This is a genomic window from uncultured Vibrio sp., from assembly GCF_947488985.1.
Lineage (GTDB): Bacteria > Pseudomonadota > Gammaproteobacteria > Enterobacterales > Vibrionaceae > Vibrio.
Genome location: NZ_CANLBV010000038.1, coordinates 1 through 19,307, shown reverse-complemented (window position 1 = coordinate 19,307; position 19,307 = coordinate 1). Strand labels below are relative to the sequence as shown.

The window sequence follows — 19,307 nt, the reverse complement described above, 5'->3', positions numbered from 1 at the left end:
TGAGCACTTCGATGGCAATTCGTTAATCACGCACTGGCTAAAATCCATTTCCACTGCCAATCTAGCTCTGTATACCAAAAGGAGAAGATCATGCAGTGGAAAAGCAAACTCACCACTTCGACCCTATTTTTTGCCTCTCATTTTATTTGGGCCAATCAAGCTGCCGATTCCGTTGCCCCCGAACAAAGTAGTGGTTTCGAAACCAAACAGCTTGTAAAGGCTAACGACTGGATGGTCACCGCTGCCAACCCGATAGCCACACAAGCTGGCGCGGATGTACTTGCACGTGGTGGCAACGCGATTGATGCCATGGTTGCAGTGCAGCTTATGCTTGGTTTGGTTGAACCTCAATCGTCGGGTATTGGTGGCGGTGCGTTTCTTGTCTATTTTGATAATAAGCACAAACAGCTCAAGACCTACGATGGGCGTGAAACCGCACCACTGGACGCGACACCGCGTTTGTTCCAAGATGAAAATGGGCAACCACTTAAATTTTATGATGCCGTGATTGGCGGCCGATCTGTTGCCACGCCGGGTACCGTGCAACTGCTATGGGATACTCACCAGAAATACGGCAAGCTAGAATGGGCATCATTAATCAAACCCATCGCGCAACTGGCACAAAAAGGGTTTACCATCAGCCCACGCTTAGCCACCCTGATTGAAAACGACCAAGAGCGGCTGAGCCGTTTTGCCGCGACTAAAGCCTACTTCTTCCATGCCGATGGCAGCCCGAAATCTGCAGGCACACAACTTAAGAACCCAGAATACGCCGCAACCTTAACAGCCATCTCGAAAGGCGGGGCTAAGGCCTTTTACCAAGGAGAGATCTCTGCCGAGATCATCAATACCGTGCAGACCGCGAAAGGTAACCCTGGCGTATTAGCGCAGAAAGACTTTGACGCGTATTCGATCAAGCAACGTGAGCCGGTTTGCTCTGCTTATGAGAGCTATCAAGTGTGCGGTATGGGACCACCCAGCTCAGGAGCACTGACGGTTGGCCAAATCTTAGCGATGACTGAGCAGTTTGATCTCAAAGCATGGGGGCCAAACGATGCGAAATCTTGGCAGGTGTTAGCTGACGCTTCTCGCCTAGCCTTTGCAGATCGTGGCATGTACATGGCCGACCAAGATTACGTTCCCATGCCGACTCAGGGCTTAATCAATACTGACTATCTGCAGCAACGCGCCCAATTAATTACCGTAGGTCAGTCATTAGTCAGCGCACCATCGGGCATGCCACCGTGGGATCATGCGATGCAGAGAAGCCAAGATGTTTCTATTGAATTGCCTTCCACCAGCCACTTCAATATTGTCGACAGCGATGGCAATGTCGTATCGATGACCACCACCATTGAGAACGCATTTGGCTCACGCCTGATGGTAAGAGGCTTCCTACTCAACAACGAACTGACCGACTTCTCATTCAAGACTCATAACGATGGCAAGCCTATCGCCAACCGACTTGAACCGGGTAAGCGCCCACGCTCCTCAATGGCTCCGACCATTATCATGCAAGACGCTAAGCCTTACATGGCGATTGGATCTCCAGGCGGCAGCCGCATCATAGGTTATGTCGCACAAGCCATTATTGCCCATACCCAGTGGGACATGGATATTCAGCAAGCGATCAACCAACCACACTTCCTCAACCGTTTCGGAACCTTAGATTTGGAAAAAGGAACATCGGCGGAAAACTTCAAACCTGAGCTAGAAAAGATGGGATTTGAGGTCAACGTTCGCGATCTTAACTCGGGTTTACACGCCATTCGCATCACAAAAGATGGTCTAGAAGGTGCTGCAGACCCTCGTCGTGAAGGTGCCGCTATCGGCCAATAAGGGTAAATACTCCCTTTTTACTCCCTGCCTTGTGCGAGATCTCTCACAAGGCAGTGAGTAAATATCGATATTTAACTGAGAGAACAAACAGCAACTAAATGTAACCGCTTGAAATAAAACAACACGTACATTTATCAATCGAATAAACATCTAGAAATTTGCTCGTGCACCATTGCTGATAAATAGGAGTTCAGTAATATGAATGGTGTCGGAAGGATGCTGACACGGAACAGGAAACGCCAAGGACTTGGTTATCTTCAGGATGAAGATTCGATTACTCAGGATGAATAATCGGCATGGATAGCGAAATGGACATTGAATGGACGCAATAGTAACTAGGATGGTTGCTACTAGGGAAATGCAATGGACACCTCTGGACGAGGAAAGGACTGAACATCAGGATGATGTAAGGGACACCGCTCAAGGAACAAGTGAAGCGCGCTAACGAGGATTGTTGGCAGATCAGGATAAGATCAAGGACACCGCTAGGAAGGCGATGAAAGGAATACGCTGAAGGATAACAGCACACTATCATGGATTTGATGCATGGAGCACACTTAGTAGCTGGATTGCTGCGAGTAAGACTATAGACCCCGATGAGCGCAAGCTCTCGGGGTTTTTCTTTAACTGCTGTTTCAGCCTCTCCCTCAAAAACCACTGCCATTATGCGTTGATACCAATCGTAGTAAATAATGGGGCATCCTAGCTGGTTAAAACGCTCGATAACTGCTTTAGAATTTTTGATTGCAGAACAACCACTTGTCAAAACTTATTGTTAAAAAGAGCTGCCTTGTTCTCAAGCTTTTTTCCTGCACTATTTCTGATCGCTTAAAGAGATACGCAATAAAAAAAGAGCAACCATTGGCTGCTCTTTTTGCGTTCAATAATGAACGGTTATTAGATGCTGAAGTAATAGATTAAAGCTGCTCTAAACGCGCGTAAGCCGTTACTAACCACTTAATCCCTTCACCGTTAAACGCCACTTGAACACGACTCTGTGGGCCACTTCCTTCGAAGTTGATGATAGTGCCTTCACCAAACTTAGGGTGCTTAACGCGAGAGCCCAAACTAAAGCCCGTTTCGTTGAAGTTCTCTTTTACGGCGGTCTGACTAAAACGACCACTGCTTGTCGGACGGCTGACTTGAGCTTTCATACGCACTTCATCCAGACAGGTCTCTGGCAGCTCACGAATAAAACGCGATGGCTTATGATACTTATCCTGACCGTACAAACGACGCATCTCAGCATAAGTGATGTAAAGCTTCTCCATCGCACGAGTCATGCCTACGTAACACAAGCGACGCTCTTCTTCTAAGCGCCCTGCTTCTTCGGCAGACATCTGGCTTGGGAACATGCCTTCTTCGACACCCACCATGAACACCATTGGAAACTCTAGGCCTTTAGCACTGTGCAAAGTCATTAACTGAACCGCATCGTCAAACTCATCGGCCTGACCTTCACCCGCTTCCAAAGCCGCGTGAGTTAAGAACGCAGTCAGCATGCTCATCTCATCGGCTTCTTCCGGCTTTTCAAACTGGCGCGTTGCCGTTACCAATTCTTCCAAGTTCTCAATACGTGCCTTCGACTTCTCCCCCTTCTCTTGCTCGTACATAGCAAACAAACCCGACGATTTGATCACGTGGTCGGTTTGCTCATGAAGTCTCAGTTCTAACGTGTCATCTTCAAGTGCATTAATCAGCTCAATAAAGCGACTCAACGCACCCGCAGCACGACCAGGCAGCACTTGCTCTTCTATCAAAGCAACACTCGCTTGCCACATGGTGGTACCACGATCACGCGCTGCAAGGCGAATCGTTTCTAACGTTTTATCACCCAAGCCACGCGTTGGCGTATTGACGACACGTTCGAACGCCGCATCATTGTCGCGATTGCTCATTAAACGCAGGTAGCTCAAGGCATCTCTGATTTCTTGACGCTCGAAAAATCGCATACCGCCATAGATTCGGTAAGGTAGGCCACCTTGAATCAAAGCTTCTTCAAGAACACGAGATTGGGCATTATTACGATAAAGCATCGCTGTATCTTCTAGCGCACCGCCTTTCTCTTGCCACTCTTTGATTTTGCTCACCGTAAATCGAGCTTCATCGAGCTCGTTATAAGCAGAGTACACCGAGATAAGCTCGCCATCGTTACCATCGGTCCACAGCTCTTTACCCATACGTTCGGTGTTGTTCGAGATAAGCTCGTTCGACGCCTGCAGAATGGTTTTAGTTGAACGGTAGTTTTGTTCCAGTCGAACCGTTGAAGCACCCGGAAACTCATCCAAGAACTTCTGAATATTTTCGATCTTCGCACCACGCCAGCCATAGATAGATTGGTCATCATCACCTACGATCATCACGCGACAATCTGGGCCTGCCATCATACGTAGCCAAGCATATTGAATGTTGTTGGTATCTTGAAATTCGTCGACCAGAATATGCTTAAAGCGAGCTTGGTAATGTTCACGAATGTGTTTTTTATCGCGCAGCAGCTCGTGCGCTCTTAATAAGATCTCAGCAAAGTCGACCAAGCCCGCACGATCACACGCCTCTTGATAAGCAGAGTAGATCTTTAACCAGGTTTGAGTTACAGGATCATGGTAGGCATCAATGTGGCTTGGGCGTAGCCCTTCATCCTTTTTGCCGTTGATCCACCACGCCCCTTGCTTGGCAGGCCACTGCTTTTCATCCAAATTTTGCGCTTTGATTAAGCGGCGTAGTAAGCGGATCTGATCATCAGAATCAATGATCTGGAAATCTTCTGGCAGCTTGGCATCGAGGTAGTGAGCACGCAGAATGCGGTGGCAAATACCGTGGAAGGTGCCATTCCACATCCCTGATGAACTGCCCATCATTAACTCTTCAATACGACCGCGCATCTCTGCCGCCGCTTTGTTGGTGAAGGTAACCGACATAATAGAGAACGGTGATGCTTGCTCAACACTTTGCAGCCAAGCGATACGATGCACCAATACACGCGTTTTACCACTGCCAGCACCAGCCAGAATAAGGAGGTTTTCTAAAGGTGCTGCGACCGCCTCACGTTGTTTATCGTTTAGGCCATCGAGTAAAAGCGAAGGATCGATCATTGGATATGCTCACTACTGGGTATTTATACATAAAAGTTGATTATAACCTAAACACTAAGCGGCGTTTAGGATATTGAGAAGAAAAAACAGTCAAAAAATAACAGCTCATAATCAATAATTTAAAATCAAAAACCGCATCAATATCGATATTTTTGATCATGATATGAAATTATTTGTGGGTTGTTCCTATCCTCTTTAGTAAGCAAGTTAACAATTCATTAACCTGCGAAGCGTAAATACTATTAAGTCTAGAGGGAATGACTATGAAAAATTCTAATCTTGCTGTTACCGCTGCAATCACAAGTGTACTCGCGTTTGGCGGTACGGTTCTTACTTCAGCACCTGCGGAAGCGGCAGCAAAAGAAAAATGCTACGGCGTGGCAAAAGCTGGCCAAAATGATTGTGCGACTAAAACAAGTTCATGCGCGGGTACAGCAAAAGAAGACAATCAATCCGATGCGTTCGTGGTTGTTCCTAAAGGCCTGTGTGACAAATTATCAGGTGGTAGCACTCAATCATCATAATTGAGCTGCTTAGTATGGTGGGCTGATATTCAGCTCACCTCCACTTCCGATTAGGAGAACCGTTGTGACTCAAACTCTTCACCCCAATGCAGGGGTTGGCCTTAGAACACCGCACTTGGACTTCTTTAGCCAAAATCCATCTCTAGTGAGTTGGTTAGAGGTTCACAGCGAAAACTACTTCTTAGCGCACTCACCGCAGCGCCAGCAACTCAGAGAAATTCGCCGTGCACACAACATCAGCTGCCATGGGGTTGGATTATCTCTCGGCTCTGTTGAGCGCATCAATCAACATCATCTAGTACAATTAAAAGACCTGATTGATGATATCGAACCCTTGTTGGTTTCTGACCACCTTAGTTGGAGCCAAACTGGCGGTCATTACTTCAATGACTTATTACCGCTACCTTATACAGAAGAAGCACTCGAAGTGTTTTGTCGCAATGTCATCGAGGTTCAAGAAAGCCTGCAGCGGCCCATCTTGATCGAGAATCCATCGAGTTACCTAGCCTTTAAGTATTCAACGATTCCTGAGTGGGAGTTTTTGGCTGAGGTACAAAAGCGCACCGAGTGTCGCCTATTGCTCGATTTCAACAATATTTTCGTCTCATCTTTTAATCATGGCTTTAGTTGTGAAGAGTACTTAAGCGGAATACCTGCAGACAAAGTGGAAGAGATTCACTTGGCCGGTTTTACGAAAAAGAAACTCGAACAAGGTGAGATCTGGATAGACACTCACAGCAAACCCGTCTGTGACGAAGTATGGCAACTTTACACCCAGTGGATACAACAACACGGTTCACGCCATACCCTAATCGAGTGGGATCTCGATATCCCAGAGCCACAAGTTTTATTGGATGAAGCAACCAAAGCCAGTGGCATTTTGTATCAAAACAACAAATTCAACCAAAGGAGTCGCGCCTCATGAGCCACTCCCTAGCAGATGTTCAATTGGAGTTTGCTAACGCCCTACGCTATCAAAACAATGGTGAGCACTGCGACATAGTGAGCGACCATTTTACCGATGAACAGCGAATCCAGATTTACCGTAATAACTTTGTGATCAGCTTGAGCGAAGTTTTGGCAGCAACCTACCCACTGACGGAAATGTTGGTTGGTGAAGCGTGCTTCCAACAGATGGCTCGTCAACATGTCTTAAGTTATCCATCGACCTCTGGTGATGTCAGTGGTTACGGTGAACATTTCGAACAGACTATCCAAGCCTTTCCTGCGGTTATTGAGGCTGCACCTTATCTCGCAGAAGTGGCTTTATATGAATGGCAGAAAGACAGCTTGGTAAGGTTTACGTCACAAGCAGATGTCGACCAGAGACCTCTTTCTTGTCTGGCCGATGTACCACAAGAACAACAAGGTGCTTTAGTCTTTCATCTCAAAGATTCAGTAACACTGATTCATTCTAGTTACACGATTATCGCGCTTGAACACGCCATCTATCAGCAACAACTCGACGGGCTAGACATCAACCAAGCTGAATTTGGGGTGTTAATCCGAGCTGATAATTCACAGGTTGAGAGCCATAGTTTGAGTGAAGAGAGCCACCAACTCCTCACTAAATTTCAATCAGGCCAAACACTTGCAGCGATAGACCCATCATTACTACAACATCTGAATACTGTCATGGCGTTTAACGTCATCTCAGGCTTTTCAATCAATGACGAATTGGAGACATAATATGGATAACAACACAGTCACGAACATTATGGCTCAATACGACAGTTTGATTGAGAAATCACAGGCATTCTTTGTTCCGCTGCTGCTTCTATTTTGTCGCCTTTGGGTGGCATGGGTCTTCTTTAATTCTGGGCTCACTAAGATAGCGACTTGGGATAGCACCCTATACTTGTTCGAACTGGAATACCAAGTACCACTGCTGCCTTGGGAATTAGCAGCCTACATGGGCACCGCAGCTGAATTGATTCTGCCAGTGTTCTTAGCGCTTGGTCTATTAACTCGACCTATGGCAGCGGTGCTGTTCGTTTTTAATATCATTGCGGTGGTGTCCTACCCAGTGTTATGGGCGCAAGGCTTCTACGATCATCAGCTGTGGGGAGTAATGATTCTCATCGTTGTCGTGTGGGGCGCTGGGCCATTCTCACTTGATCGAATTTTGAAAGCGCAGTTTAGAAGTTAGAACGAACTTTAATTCGAACTAAATTGATATACCCCAAACGCAAAAAACCACTTCATTGAAGTGGTTTCTTTTTTAACTGGGGCAGACTACTTGTTTAAAAAAGCCCGTAGCTCTTCAGCAGAGATACCTTGCTCGGCGAGCTCTTTAGCCAATAGCTGAACCTGCTCATCCTTGCGCGACTCTACCACACGTTGGAATTGGTAAATGATATCTCGCAAAGTATCGATTGGAACTTGTTTTGCCGCACTGCGAATGCGCTCTTCACTTTGGTTACCTAGCTCTTTAAGCAGTTTACCAAACATGACCTTTTCAGGTGCATCTTCCATCTGTTCTAAGACGCGCGCCATTTCGTAGGTTGTTAATGACATTACAGTATTTTCCGTTGGGGACTAACGTTTCAATGGGTGACAAATATACCATGTTTTAACGTTTCGCAAACCGCCATTTGTATATTTTATCACCCTTGTAAGTTATGCCTTAGCAAACGTCGTATGCCACGACTTACCCGCTTTACTTACCATCACCAACAGTGCCGGCACGATCAAGAACATTTGCAGTGCAATCATTACCTGCGATGTTAAATCAGCACGTTGCATGATACCCACAAGCAGCCCTGAACCACTCATTTGGAACAAACCAAGCAACGCCGCAGCCGTACCCGCGCGATCACCGAAAGGTTCCAGCGCCTTACCTGCTGCAGCACCTAGAATCCAAGCAAAACCAATGGAAGAGAGGAAAATAGGTAACATAAAGGCAATCGCCGTCGCATGACTAGCAAGCACCAACATAATAACACCGGCGAAACCGAGTATTGAGATGCCAACGACCAACGCGATATAGGTCCCAAAACGATCCATAAACTTGGGTGCAGTAAAAGCAGCGGCGATATTAATTACCGCATTTACACCAAACCAGAAAGTAAATTCTTTCATGGTCAAGCCGAGGTTTTCCATCAGCACAACGGGGGCAGAAGTAACATAAGCAAGAATAATTGCCATCGCCATCAAGCATAAGGTTGCGTGGAACAGAAATGAGGGTGTTTTCAGTACAGACCAGTATCGCTCAAGCTTGAACACCGCAACCTTTTCTGTCGCAGGGTTTGACTCTTTCATTTGGAAAAAGAGGATGCCGCCTACAACAATGGCAAACCCCGCCATAAAGCTAAAGTTCGAACGCCAACCAAACTCATGAGTCAGCCACGCACCAAGAATAGGGGCCAATGCTGGAATAAAGCAAATGGCACCATTAAGGTAGCTGATCATTCGGCCACTCTTCTCAGGGCCAAAGAGATCGCGAACCGTTGCAAAGGCAGCTACAGAAGTCGCACAAGCTCCTAAGCCTTGTAGCAGCCGAGCTATTAGCATCATATCAATCGATTGAGCTGCCCACGCCAAGCAAGCACTCAATGCATAGATACTAACACCTCCTAATGCAACGGTTCGACGTCCTAACTTATCCGCCAACGGACCCGCAAACAGTTGTCCTACCCCCATCGCGAATAAAAACCAAGTGATCGTATCTTGTGCTTGTGCATGTTCCACGTGAAACGCTGTCGAAATTTGCGGCAAAGCAGGTAAATAAATATCAATCGCCAACGGGCTAAATAGTACTAGCATGGCAAGCAGTGCAACCTGCAGTTTACTAGGATTTGGAAGTGTACTAGAAGGCACAAGATTCTCCGGATGTATTAATTGGGGGGCATAGTAACTAACTAAAGATATGAACAGAAATGGCATATAATCATTAGCATTATTCCAAATAGGAAACTCACATGAATATCGAGAAACTATCGCGCCTCGACCTCAATCTATTAGTTTGCTTGCAGGTGCTAATGGAAGAGCTGAGTGTTACTCGCACTGCACATCGATTGTGCCTGAGCCAGTCAGCCGTGAGTAAGTCATTAGCCAAACTTCGTGAGCAATTTAATGACCCCCTTTTCACAAGAAGTGCACATGGCTTGCGACCAACACCAAAGGCAGTCTTTCTCAAGCCTCGATTAGAAACGTTGATCAACCAACTTGATGTGCTCACCCAACCAGAGACGTTCATTCCCAACAACAGTGATCACAGCTTTCACATTGCAGCTGTAGAGAGCGTTTACCCGCTTATTCTTCCCCACTTCTTACCGGCGATATTCCGACAAGCGCCCAAAGTTAATATCAATACCCACGCATGGACCGATCAGACCTTTAAGAAATTACAGCTCGGCGAGTTAGACATTGGGCTGACGGGTAAAGACATCGACATCAACGATGCGCGCTTAACCATGCTACCGCCAGACGATATCTGTGAGCAGGAGATCTACCGCGATGCGCAAATGTGCGTCCTCAGGCGCAACCACCCGGCTCTGAGTGGCCAATGGGATCTCGACACCTACCTCGCCCAGCGCCATGTTCAAGTGAGGTGTGATGGTAATGATCGATGGCTGCTCGACTACAAACTTGCCGATCTTGGTCATCAGCGTGATATCGCGATTTCAGTACCTGATTTCAATAGCGCTGCGAGTCTATGTAGTTACACCGACTTCGTATTTACTGCGCCAAGCCACTTCACTTATCTTGTGGCTAAACAACTCGATTTGGTGGTGGTTCCATTGCCTATGGAGTTTCCGCCAATGGCTTACACCTTGTTCTGGCATCGTGATAGGGAAAACGACCCAGCGCTCACTTGGCTGCGAGATATCATCAAAGAAAAAACCCTACATCTCAGATAAAAATGGTGTGCAGAGTTTGCAGCAAACCAACAAAAGAGATAGCTTATTGAACGAATAAGTCCCCTCATCGAGCTATCAGCCATGAGGTCAATAAGGACCCTAATAATAAGGATAAACACAGATGCACAATACCACTGCTGAACGCGTAGCTGCGGTTCGAGATTGGCTTGAAGCCAACCAGTTAGATGCCATTATCATTCCACATGAAGACGAGTACCTAGGTGAATACGTTCCTGCACATAACGAGCGACTTCACTGGTTAACAGGGTTCACTGGCTCTGCAGGAGCTGCCGTTATCACTCGAGAGAAGGCTGCTATTTTTGTTGATGGTCGCTACACGGTTCAGGTTCGTAAGCAAGTACCAGCAGAGTTATTTGAGTATCGCCACCTTATTGAAGAGCCAGCGTTAGATTGGATCGTTAATTCCCTAGCACCAGGCAGCAAGGTTGGCTTTGACCCACGCATGCACACCGCAGCTTGGCTGAAAGGCGCACAAGCAAAACTGACAGGCAAAATAGAACTAGCAACAGTATCTTCGAATCCAATTGATGAGCTTTGGTCTGATCGTCCTGAGCCTATCGTGTCTGATATCCGCCTAATGGCAACGGATACGGTTGGTCAATCAAGTGAAAGTAAGCGTGCTGAGATTGCAAACTTATTAACCGCTAAAGGGGCCGATGCTGCTATCTTAACGGAGCTTGATTCCATCTGCTGGCTGCTTAACGTTCGTGGTTTAGATGTGTCTCGCCTGCCGGTTGTATTGTCTAATGCCATCATTCACGCCGATGAAAGTGTCGATTTATTCTTAGACCCAGCTCGTATCCCTGCTGGCTTTGAAGCGCACGTTGGTAATGGTATTCGTGTTTCTCACCCATCTGAACTTGAAGCACGTCTTCAATCTTTAGAAGGTAAGAATGTGTCAGTTGATTCAGGCACAAGCAACGCTTGGTACACGCTTGTTCTACAAAACGCAGGCGCTCATATCATTGAAGCAGCAGACCCGTGCTTAATGCCAAAGGCTGCTAAGAACGCAACTGAAATTGCGGGCATGAAAGCGTGTCACATTCGTGATGGTGTTGCGATGGCCAAGTTCTTGTCTTGGATTGATGCTGAAGTCGCGCAAGGTCACCTACACAACGAAGCGGTATTGGCTGACAAAGTACAATCGTTCCGCGAGCAAGATCCAACGCTGATGGACCTAAGTTTTGACACCATTTCAGCAGCAGGCGGAAACGCAGCTATGTGTCACTACAACCATGAGAATCAACCTGAACCAGGTCAGCTAGAACTGAATACTCTGTACCTAGTCGATTCAGGCGGTCAGTACTTAGATGGTACAACCGACATCACTCGTACTATCGCGATTGGCCAGCCAAGCGACGCGATGATCAAGCAGTTCACATTAGCGCTTAAAGGTCACATCGGCATTGCACGTGCGCGTTTCCCACAAGGTACTCGTGGTTTCCAACTTGATATCCTAGCCCGTCAGCACTTATGGGCAGAAGGCTTCGATTACGATCATGGTACTGGTCACGGTGTTGGTCACTTCCTAAGTGTTCATGAAGGTCCACAAAGCATCTCTAAGAAGCTTATCGACGTACCTCTTGTTGAGGGCATGGTGTTATCAAACGAGCCGGGCTACTACCGTGCTGATGAGTTTGGTATTCGTATCGAGAACCTAGAATTGGTTGTTGAGCTGCCAACTCAAGGTGATTTCTCAGTATTAACGTTTGAATCGCTAACACGTTGCCCTATCGATAAGCGCAACATCAACGTCGATCTACTGACGCGACCTGAAATTGCTTGGCTGAACGATTACCACCAAAAAGTATGGAACGATGTTAGCCCATTAGTTGAAGGTGATACGTTGGAATGGCTACGCCAATCAACCACACCACTTGCTCACGCTTAATACCTTGCCAGGCAGGTAACTGAACCAAAACTAGTTGGCTCAGTTAGATATTCAAACGGCTACCCTCAGGTAGCCGTTTTTGTTTGTCGATTTCACATCACTGATGTTTCACGTGGAACATTCGCCAGGATGTGAGTTAACCGGAGTAAGCGCTATGCCAATCTCGCCATACCGGGTCGAAGCCGCGTTGACGAATCATCGACTCAACATCACCCGCACTTCTCTCATCACTTATCTCAAACTGTTCGAGCTCTTCTTCATCAGAAGCATAACCGCCCGGTTGTGTTTTAGAAGCCGCTGACATGCTAGTGATACCCAATGGCAACACATTATCGCGGAACATTGCAGATTCACGAGTCGAAAGAGACAACTCAACCTCAGGGTTTAATAAGCGATAAGCACAGATAAGTTGAACCAACTGTTTATCACTCATAATCGATTTAGGCTGCAGACCACCCTCACACGGACGAAGACGTGGGAATGAGATCGAGTAGCGAGTTTGCCAATAAGTGCGCTCTAGGTAGTCTAAGTGAGCTGCGACAAAGAAGCAGTCGGTTCGCCACTCTTCTAAGCCAATCAAGGCACCAATACCTATCTTATCGATGCCCGCCTTTGCCAATCGATCGGGCGTTTCAAGCCGGTATTCAAAATCCATTTTATTGCCACGTAAGTGATGTTCAGCATAGGTACTTGGGCTATATGTTTCTTGGTACACCATCACTGCATCCAAGCCCAGTGTTTTGAGCTCAGCATAATCCTGTTGATCGAGAGGCTGAACTTCCATAGCAAGGTAGTTGAATTGTTTCTTGATGTGCGGCAACACCTCACGGAAGTACTTCATCCCAACCTTAGTCTCATGCTCACCGGTAACCAGCAATACGCTATCAAACTTCATCTTCTTGATTGCCGTACACTCAGCATCAATCTCATCTAAAGTCAGGGTGCGACGCTTAATACGATTTTCCATCGAGAAGCCACAATAGGTACATGCATTGGCACACAAGTTTGACAGATACAATGGAATATAAAGCGACATAGTATTACCAAATCGCTTACGTGTGAGTGCCAACGACTGCTGGGCCATCTGCTCTAAGTAAGGTTCAGCCGCTGGGGAGATCAACGCCTTAAAGTCTTCCAAATCACGCTTGGGTTTACTCAACGCACGTTCAACATCCGCTGCCGTTTTACTGAAAATCGACATGCCAGTGTCATCCCAGTTGAGCTGTTTAAATCGATCAACAAACGTCATAACAATACTACTCGTCTAGGAATGAGGTTAATGGACTAGAAGCAACCGCGTGGGAGACTTGTCCAGCAAGGCCAGCAAGATAAGCCATACGCCCAGCCTCAACCGCCAATTTAAAGGCAATCGCCATCTCGACAGGCTGTTGAGAAGCCGCAATCGCAGTATTAACCAATACAGCATCTGCCCCCATTTCCATCGCACGAGCGGCGTGTGAGGGTGCGCCGATGCCAGCATCAACAATCACAGGAACATTCGCTTGGTCGATAATGATCTCTAAGAAGTCTGCCGAAGCAATACCTTTGTTCGAGCCAATCGGTGCACCTAGCGGCATAACTGCAGCACAGCCGACTTCTTCCAAGCGCTTACACAATACAGGGTCGGCATGACAGTAAGGCAACACAACAAAGCCATCTTTAACCAATTGCTCAGCAGCTTTTAATGTCTCAATTGGATCAGGCATCAAGTACTTTGGATCTGGGTGAATTTCCAGTTTGAGCCAGTTTGTACCTAGCGCTTCGCGAGCCAAATGCGCAGCAAAGATCGCATCCTTAGCGTTCTTTGCACCAGAGGTATTCGGAAGTAGATTTACGCCAGCATCAATAATTGGCTGCAAAATATCATCTTGCTCAGAACGAATATCAACTCTCTTCAGTGCCATGGTTGCCAGTTGAGAACCGGACGCTTCGATAGCACTCGCCATCAAATATTTGTTTGCGAACTTGCCGGTTCCAGTGAACAGACGTGATTGAAACGTTTTATCTGCGATGGTTAACATGGTTAGCCCCCTGCAATAGCTTGGAAAAGAGAGATGGAATCGCCTTCGTTGACGATGGTTTTTTGCCATTGGCTGCGTGGTACAACCGCATTATTGATAGCAAATACACACCCTAAATCAGGTAGCGATAATACTTGGATGATGTCTGAAAGAGACGACGATTGCGCGACCTGCTCTGGTTGCTCGTTTATAGAAATAGTTATGTGGCTCATTGTGCTTCTTCTTGTAGGTGTTGGATCGCCGTTGTGTTGCAAACCGGACATTCGCTATCTTGAGTGACCATTAGGTTTTGCCAGTTCATGGTCTGGCCATCGAACAGCTTTAGCTGATGCGTTGCGACTTTAAACTCGCCACCGCTAATACGCTGAATAGCAGCCAGCGCTTGAAGGTTACCTATAGTGCCGACCACTGGACCAATGATACCGCTATCACTACAACGCGTTGTTTGTGAATGGTGCTCAAACGGGAAAAGGCAGTGGTAACATCCTTTCTGGTTCTGATAATCAAAAACAATAAATTGACCTTTCCAACCGATTGCAGAACCCGATATCAAAGGTGTATTAGCTTTGAAGCAAGCTCGGTTAACCTGCTGGCGTGACGCGAAGTTATCAGTACAATCCAACACGAGATCAGCCAACATGACTTCTAATTCAAGTTGGCTTTCACTCATTCGTTGATTGATAGTTCTTACTTGGCTTCGACCATTGAGCTCATTCAGTTGTTGTTTAAGTGCTTCGACCTTAGGTGAACCTAATTGGCTCTCCTTGAACGCTACCTGTCTCTGCAGGTTGGACGAATCAACACAATCATCATCGACCAACACAATTCTTCCCACACCAGAAGCAGCGAGATAGAGAGCAGCCGCATTACCTAAACCACCACAACCAATCACCAACACATGGCTGTTTAACAGGTTTCGTTGCCCTTGCTCACCAACCTCAGGTAATGCAATTTGTCGTTGGTAACGAATGAACTCAAAGTCACTCAGCATAGCTAGGCTCACTCATAACCTCTTTGCTAGTCATTAAAGACCTAGGAGCCATCAGCTTATCGAAGAATTCGATCACTTTTTGTGGGTCTTCCGCTAATGTAATCGCACGTACAACCGCTAAGCTCGATACACCACAATCCCAAACCTGCGCAGCTGTCGATTGGTCAATACCGCCAATAGCAACCGTCGGATAACCAGTAAGTTCTTCTGTGTATGGGATGGTATCAATTAGCTGTTGGTACAGAGATAAACGCACCAAGCCTTGAGGCTTTGATGGCATCTCTTTTGTCGTAGTCGGAAATATATGGCCTAGTGCAATGTAGCTTGGGTTGATTTGGACGATGCGCAGCAACTCGTAATAACCATGAGTCGATAGACCGATCTTAATACCAGCTTGGCTCAGCTGAGATAGATTGGACTCTTCAATATCCTCTTGCCCTAAATGAACACCAAAAGCGCCATGCTTAACGGCCAACTGCCAGTAGTCATTGATGAAAACCTGTGCATCATGCTCTCTACCAAGTTCGATAGATCGTGCTATTTGTCGTTCTAAATCAGCTTGCTGTGGATTTTTAATTCGCAGTTGAACCGTATTGATTCCGAACTTGAGCAGCCTCTCTACCCACTCGACATCATCAACCACCGGGTATAAGCCGAGGCTATTTTTGCTTAACTCAGGGAAGGAAAGTGATGTCCCTTGGTTGGCCCAACCAACACTGATATCCAGTCGTTCATCTTCTAGAACAGGGATAGGAAAATTTTGATAGTGTGCTGGCCATGTTCCACGTGAAACATTCGATGCAGCGCGAGCTAAAACCAACGCGTCTTCCAATGGAAATTCCAACGCCAATAAAGTAAGTAACCAAGCGAAGTGACCACGATTATCTAATTCTTGATGAGCTGTAGTGTCACTCTTGATAACGCGATTAGCATTTAAGTGTGACCAGATATCTAACACAGCTGAATCATCGGAGACTCCGATATGGACTGTGTTCGAAGCTTGAACCAAAGCAGCACAAACATCGGTCAACGCAACTGAATCACTGTAATCAACAACATGGTTCAGTTGCTCTAACTGACACTCCGCCAATGAATCAACATCATGAGCAAAGCCAATAGATAATGCTTGTTGAGCATCAACGATAGAGAAGTATTGAGTTGGGCTTACACCCAACTCAACTGCACCAACTGCTAAACCTTGTCGTTTAGCAACCAATAGACAGTTTTGAACCTCCCCCGTTAACTCGATGTATTGAGATGGGATGAGAATCTTCACTGTCATTATTCCTCTAATTGAGCTTCTTTTGCGCCTACAGCAGGGTGATAAAGTTCAGAGCCAGTATCACGGAACTCTTGTGATTTTTGACGCATTCCCTCCAACGGGTTATCTAGCATCTTAATCTCGATAGCCTGATCAGCGGCTACTTGTTCAGTGTCTTTTACATACTCTCGAACTTCTTGAGAAATCTTCATCGAGCAGAACTTAGGTCCACACATAGAGCAGAAGTGAGCAACCTTGCCCGACTCTTGTGGCAGGGTTTCATCGTGGAAAGAACGAGCTGTTTCTGGATCTAAAGCTAGATTAAATTGGTCTTCCCAACGGAATTCAAAACGAGCTTTAGATAATGCATTATCTCGGATTTGTGCGCCCGGATGCCCTTTTGCCAAGTCTGCTGCATGTGCTGCCAGCTTGTAAGTAATCAAGCCAGTCTTCACATCTTCTTTGTTGGGTAAGCCCAAATGCTCTTTAGGTGTTACATAACAAAGCATCGCACAGCCGTACCAACCGATCATAGCCGCGCCAATACCAGAGGTAATGTGGTCATAACCCGGTGCAATATCAGTGGTCAGCGGGCCTAACGTATAGAAAGGCGCTTCATGGCAATGCTCTAACTGCTCATCCATGTTCTCTTTAATCAGGTGCATTGGAACATGCCCTGGGCCTTCAATGATCACCTGAACGTCGTATTCCCAAGCCACTTTAGTTAACTCGCCTAGAGTACGTAACTCCGAGAACTGAGCCTCATCATTGGCATCTGCAATAGAGCCTGGACGTAGGCCATCACCTAGTGATAAAGCCACATCGTACTTCGCACAGATCTCGCAGATCTCGCGGAAGTGTGTGTATAAGAAGCTTTCTTGGTGATGTGCAAGACACCATTTCGCGATGATAGATCCACCACGAGAGACAATGCCTGTCACACGTTTAGCCGTCATAGGAACGTAACGAAGAAGCAAACCGGCATGGATAGTGAAGTAATCAACGCCCTGCTCCGCTTGTTCAATCAAGGTATCGCGCATCACTTCCCAGTTAAGGTCTTCGGCTACACCATTCACTTTCTCAAGCGCCTGATACATAGGAACCGTACCAATCGGCACTGGGCTATTACGTAGGATCCATTCTCGAGTCTCGTGGATATTACGGCCAGTAGAAAGGTCCATTACGGTATCGCCGCCCCAGCGAGTCGACCATACTAGCTTCTCAACTTCTTCTTCAATCGAAGAGCTTACAGAAGAGTTACCGATATTGGCGTTCACTTTCACTAAGAAGTTTCGGCCAATAATCATAGGTTCTGATTCTGGGTGGTTGATGTTTGAAGGGATGATAGCTCGGCCTTCAGCGACCTCTTTACGCACGAACTCAGGGGTAATTTCTTTTGGCAGGTTTGCGCCAAAGTTATGGCCAGGGTGTTGGTGATTAAGCTGTTCATCAGCGAACTTCTGACGCCCCATGTTCTCACGTATTGCTATGTACTCCATCTCAGGAGTGATCATTCCCTGACGAGCATAATACAGTTGAGTTACACATTGGTCGCCAGTCGCGCGACGGACTCGAGGCAGGTTTCCATAACGAAGGTCGTCTAGGGTTTCATCTTCTAAACGTTCTTTTGTGTAAACAGAGCTTACATCATCGAGCAATTCCGTATCACCACGCTCTTCAATCCATTGCTCTCGCAACTTAGGAAGGCCGCTATAAAGGTCTATTTCATGCGTAGGATCGGTATAAACACCTGAGGTATCGTAAACATGAATCGGCTCATTAGGTTCGAATACAGGCTCTTTTTTGGTACCGCCAACAAGGCTATCTGCGAGTGAAATTTCTCGTACCGGAACTTGAATGTCCTCTCGAGATCCTTGGATGTAAGCTTTTTTTGAATTTGGATAAGGTTGTACGGATAAAGAATCGATGAAATTCTTCGCTTCCAGTCTTGCTTGTTTACGACTCGACATAGCATTTTTCCTTGGCTTTTAGCCATTATTTATAGGGATAAAAATGCTTGACGGATTAGATGCTACAAGAGGGATCACGGTAAGAAATACAGTTGTGATCTGGAGATAGATCTCTAGAAGGATTCTAGTTAGATATCTACTCTTGTTCCCTTCGCAGGTATTAGCCTGATCAGGTTCAACGGATCCCGAGTTAACGGTCTCAGCCATATGGCACTCCGACAAGTGCTATCGAGTATATAAAAACGGCTTGGATAAACCAAGCCGAGCTGTAAACAAATCGTAAGAAGATTTTAAGATTTTATTAAAAGTTGGAAGCCAATCCAGGCTGCTGAGATACTTAAAACCACATTGAGCAATACGTTAAGTCCCATCTTAAAGAAAGCACCCTGCTGCATAAGAAGTACGTTATCCATTGAAAAAGTAGAAAAAGTCGTTAATGCCCCTAGAAAGCCAAGACCAATAATTTGTCGCCATGGCTCCGTTGTGATCATCTCATTTTCAAACGCTGCGATAAGCAAGCCCATCATCAGAGAACCAATGACGTTCACAGTGAGTGTGCCATAAGGGAAGCCACGCCCTAACATCACAGCACACAGCTCTGAAATCAAATAACGTGAGCAAGCACCAAATGCCCCACCAATGGCAATAAAACCTAAAATAGATAACTGACCCATGAATCCCCCCAAATAATAGTCACTACATTCTAGCTTTAAGGGAAATAAAAGCGAGAGGAGAAACTCAGAATGCCAATACACATATTATACCAATCTAAGTAAAAATATGATCTAATTGAGGCTGTTACTTCTTCGTGAAAAAAGACGCTATGGACAGCCTC

At 46.3% G+C, this 19,307-nt stretch carries 17 protein-coding genes and 1 riboswitch; of the genes, 7 read left to right on the top strand and 10 right to left on the bottom strand.

The genetic code is table 11. The features are described 5' to 3' along the window. The first annotated feature begins 90 nt into the window (after positions 1–90). Complete coding sequence (gene ggt, locus Q1A70_RS10520) at positions 91–1,839, top strand: gamma-glutamyltransferase (protein WP_299690450.1); 1,749 nt, start codon at positions 91–93, stop codon at positions 1,837–1,839. Positions 1,840–2,756: 917 nt separating this feature from the next. Here the strand turns inward: ggt and uvrD are convergent. Continuing rightward, entirely contained in the window at positions 2,757–4,931 is a 2,175-nt protein-coding gene (gene uvrD / locus Q1A70_RS10515; protein WP_299690456.1) for a DNA helicase II, read from the bottom strand. Between the two features lie 263 nt (positions 4,932–5,194). On the opposite strand from uvrD, the gene Q1A70_RS10510 reads away from it, so the two are divergent. The 4 genes from Q1A70_RS10510 (at position 5,195) to Q1A70_RS10495 (ending at position 7,604) form a co-directional block, all read left to right on the top strand. Beyond that, complete coding sequence (locus Q1A70_RS10510; protein WP_299690461.1) at positions 5,195–5,455, top strand: DUF2282 domain-containing protein; 261 nt, start codon at positions 5,195–5,197, stop codon at positions 5,453–5,455. 64 nt (positions 5,456–5,519) lie between these two features. Continuing rightward, positions 5,520–6,380, top strand: coding sequence for a DUF692 domain-containing protein (locus Q1A70_RS10505; protein WP_299690466.1), 861 nt, complete (start codon positions 5,520–5,522; stop codon positions 6,378–6,380). Further along, positions 6,377–7,144 carry a DNA-binding domain-containing protein gene (locus Q1A70_RS10500; protein WP_299690472.1) on the top strand — a complete coding sequence of 256 codons (768 nt, stop codon included), beginning with the start codon at positions 6,377–6,379 and terminating at the stop codon, positions 7,142–7,144. Before Q1A70_RS10505 ends, Q1A70_RS10500 begins: the two co-directional genes overlap by 4 nt. A gap of 1 nt (position 7,145) precedes the next feature. Next, entirely contained in the window at positions 7,146–7,604 is a 459-nt protein-coding gene (locus Q1A70_RS10495) for a DoxX family protein (protein WP_299690479.1), read from the top strand. 86 nt (positions 7,605–7,690) lie between these two features. Here the strand turns inward: Q1A70_RS10495 and Q1A70_RS10490 are convergent, their stop codons facing one another. Together Q1A70_RS10490 and Q1A70_RS10485 are read right to left on the bottom strand one after the other, a co-directional pair. Further along, positions 7,691–7,972, bottom strand: coding sequence for a hypothetical protein (locus Q1A70_RS10490; protein ID WP_299690488.1), 282 nt, complete (start codon positions 7,970–7,972; stop codon positions 7,691–7,693). Positions 7,973–8,074: 102 nt separating this feature from the next. Continuing rightward, a complete protein-coding gene (locus Q1A70_RS10485) occupies positions 8,075–9,274 on the bottom strand; it encodes a multidrug effflux MFS transporter (RefSeq protein ID WP_299690496.1) in 1,200 nt (399 codons plus the stop codon). Between the two features lie 101 nt (positions 9,275–9,375). Between Q1A70_RS10485 and Q1A70_RS10480 the strand changes: the two genes are divergently transcribed. Both Q1A70_RS10480 and Q1A70_RS10475 read left to right on the top strand, forming a co-directional pair. Further along, positions 9,376–10,317 carry a LysR substrate-binding domain-containing protein gene (locus Q1A70_RS10480; protein ID WP_299690504.1) on the top strand — a complete coding sequence of 314 codons (942 nt, stop codon included), beginning with the start codon at positions 9,376–9,378 and terminating at the stop codon, positions 10,315–10,317. A 121-nt stretch (positions 10,318–10,438) separates the two neighbouring features. After that, positions 10,439–12,229 (top strand): aminopeptidase P family protein, encoded by a 1,791-nt coding sequence (locus tag Q1A70_RS10475; RefSeq protein ID WP_299690510.1) that lies wholly within the window; start codon positions 10,439–10,441, stop codon positions 12,227–12,229. 136 nt (positions 12,230–12,365) lie between these two features. Here the strand turns inward: Q1A70_RS10475 and thiH are convergent, their stop codons facing one another. The 7 genes from thiH to crcB form a co-directional block, all read right to left on the bottom strand. Next, positions 12,366–13,478 (bottom strand): 2-iminoacetate synthase ThiH, encoded by a 1,113-nt coding sequence (gene thiH / locus Q1A70_RS10470; protein ID WP_299690516.1) that lies wholly within the window; start codon positions 13,476–13,478, stop codon positions 12,366–12,368. Between the two features lie 7 nt (positions 13,479–13,485). Continuing rightward, a complete protein-coding gene (locus tag Q1A70_RS10465) occupies positions 13,486–14,250 on the bottom strand; it encodes a thiazole synthase (protein WP_299690519.1) in 765 nt (254 codons plus the stop codon). A gap of 2 nt (positions 14,251–14,252) precedes the next feature. Then, positions 14,253–14,462, bottom strand: coding sequence for a sulfur carrier protein ThiS (gene thiS, locus Q1A70_RS10460; RefSeq protein WP_299690522.1), 210 nt, complete (start codon positions 14,460–14,462; stop codon positions 14,253–14,255). Further along, positions 14,459–15,241: a HesA/MoeB/ThiF family protein gene (locus Q1A70_RS10455; protein WP_299690537.1), complete on the bottom strand. Its 783-nt coding sequence runs from the start codon at positions 15,239–15,241 to the stop codon at positions 14,459–14,461. The genes thiS and Q1A70_RS10455 overlap by 4 nt, the downstream gene beginning before the upstream one ends. Continuing rightward, entirely contained in the window at positions 15,231–16,523 is a 1,293-nt protein-coding gene (locus tag Q1A70_RS10450) for a thiamine phosphate synthase (RefSeq protein ID WP_299690525.1), read from the bottom strand. Before Q1A70_RS10450 ends, Q1A70_RS10455 begins: the two co-directional genes overlap by 11 nt. Then, positions 16,523–18,472: a phosphomethylpyrimidine synthase ThiC gene (thiC, locus tag Q1A70_RS10445; protein WP_299690528.1), complete on the bottom strand. Its 1,950-nt coding sequence runs from the start codon at positions 18,470–18,472 to the stop codon at positions 16,523–16,525. The genes Q1A70_RS10450 and thiC overlap by 1 nt, the downstream gene beginning before the upstream one ends. A gap of 129 nt (positions 18,473–18,601) precedes the next feature. Then, positions 18,602–18,700, bottom strand: a riboswitch (TPP riboswitch). Between the two features lie 62 nt (positions 18,701–18,762). Continuing rightward, complete coding sequence (crcB, locus tag Q1A70_RS10440) at positions 18,763–19,146, bottom strand: fluoride efflux transporter CrcB (protein ID WP_299690531.1); 384 nt, start codon at positions 19,144–19,146, stop codon at positions 18,763–18,765. Positions 19,147–19,307: the final 161 nt, after the last annotated feature.

Excerpts from the sequence above, each read along its gene's own strand:
- thiS (WP_299690522.1), bottom strand. The coding sequence starts at position 14,462 with ATGAGCCACATAACTATTTCTATAAACGAGCAACCAGAGCAGGTCGCG.
- Q1A70_RS10450 (WP_299690525.1), bottom strand. The coding sequence starts at position 16,523 with ATGACAGTGAAGATTCTCATCCCATCTCAATACATCGAGTTAACGGGG.
- Q1A70_RS10495 (WP_299690479.1), top strand. The coding sequence starts at position 7,146 with ATGGATAACAACACAGTCACGAACATTATGGCTCAATACGACAGTTTG.
- Q1A70_RS10490 (WP_299690488.1), bottom strand. The coding sequence starts at position 7,972 with ATGTCATTAACAACCTACGAAATGGCGCGCGTCTTAGAACAGATGGAA.
- thiC (WP_299690528.1), bottom strand. The coding sequence starts at position 18,472 with ATGTCGAGTCGTAAACAAGCAAGACTGGAAGCGAAGAATTTCATCGAT.
- Q1A70_RS10455 (WP_299690537.1), bottom strand. The coding sequence starts at position 15,241 with ATGCTGAGTGACTTTGAGTTCATTCGTTACCAACGACAAATTGCATTA.
- thiH (WP_299690516.1), bottom strand. The coding sequence starts at position 13,478 with ATGACGTTTGTTGATCGATTTAAACAGCTCAACTGGGATGACACTGGC.
- Q1A70_RS10465 (WP_299690519.1), bottom strand. The coding sequence starts at position 14,250 with ATGTTAACCATCGCAGATAAAACGTTTCAATCACGTCTGTTCACTGGA.
- Q1A70_RS10480 (WP_299690504.1), top strand. The coding sequence starts at position 9,376 with ATGAATATCGAGAAACTATCGCGCCTCGACCTCAATCTATTAGTTTGC.
- ggt (WP_299690450.1), top strand. The coding sequence starts at position 91 with ATGCAGTGGAAAAGCAAACTCACCACTTCGACCCTATTTTTTGCCTCT.
- Q1A70_RS10475 (WP_299690510.1), top strand. The coding sequence starts at position 10,439 with ATGCACAATACCACTGCTGAACGCGTAGCTGCGGTTCGAGATTGGCTT.
- Q1A70_RS10510 (WP_299690461.1), top strand. The coding sequence starts at position 5,195 with ATGAAAAATTCTAATCTTGCTGTTACCGCTGCAATCACAAGTGTACTC.
- uvrD (WP_299690456.1), bottom strand. The coding sequence starts at position 4,931 with ATGATCGATCCTTCGCTTTTACTCGATGGCCTAAACGATAAACAACGT.
- crcB (WP_299690531.1), bottom strand. The coding sequence starts at position 19,146 with ATGGGTCAGTTATCTATTTTAGGTTTTATTGCCATTGGTGGGGCATTT.
- Q1A70_RS10500 (WP_299690472.1), top strand. The coding sequence starts at position 6,377 with ATGAGCCACTCCCTAGCAGATGTTCAATTGGAGTTTGCTAACGCCCTA.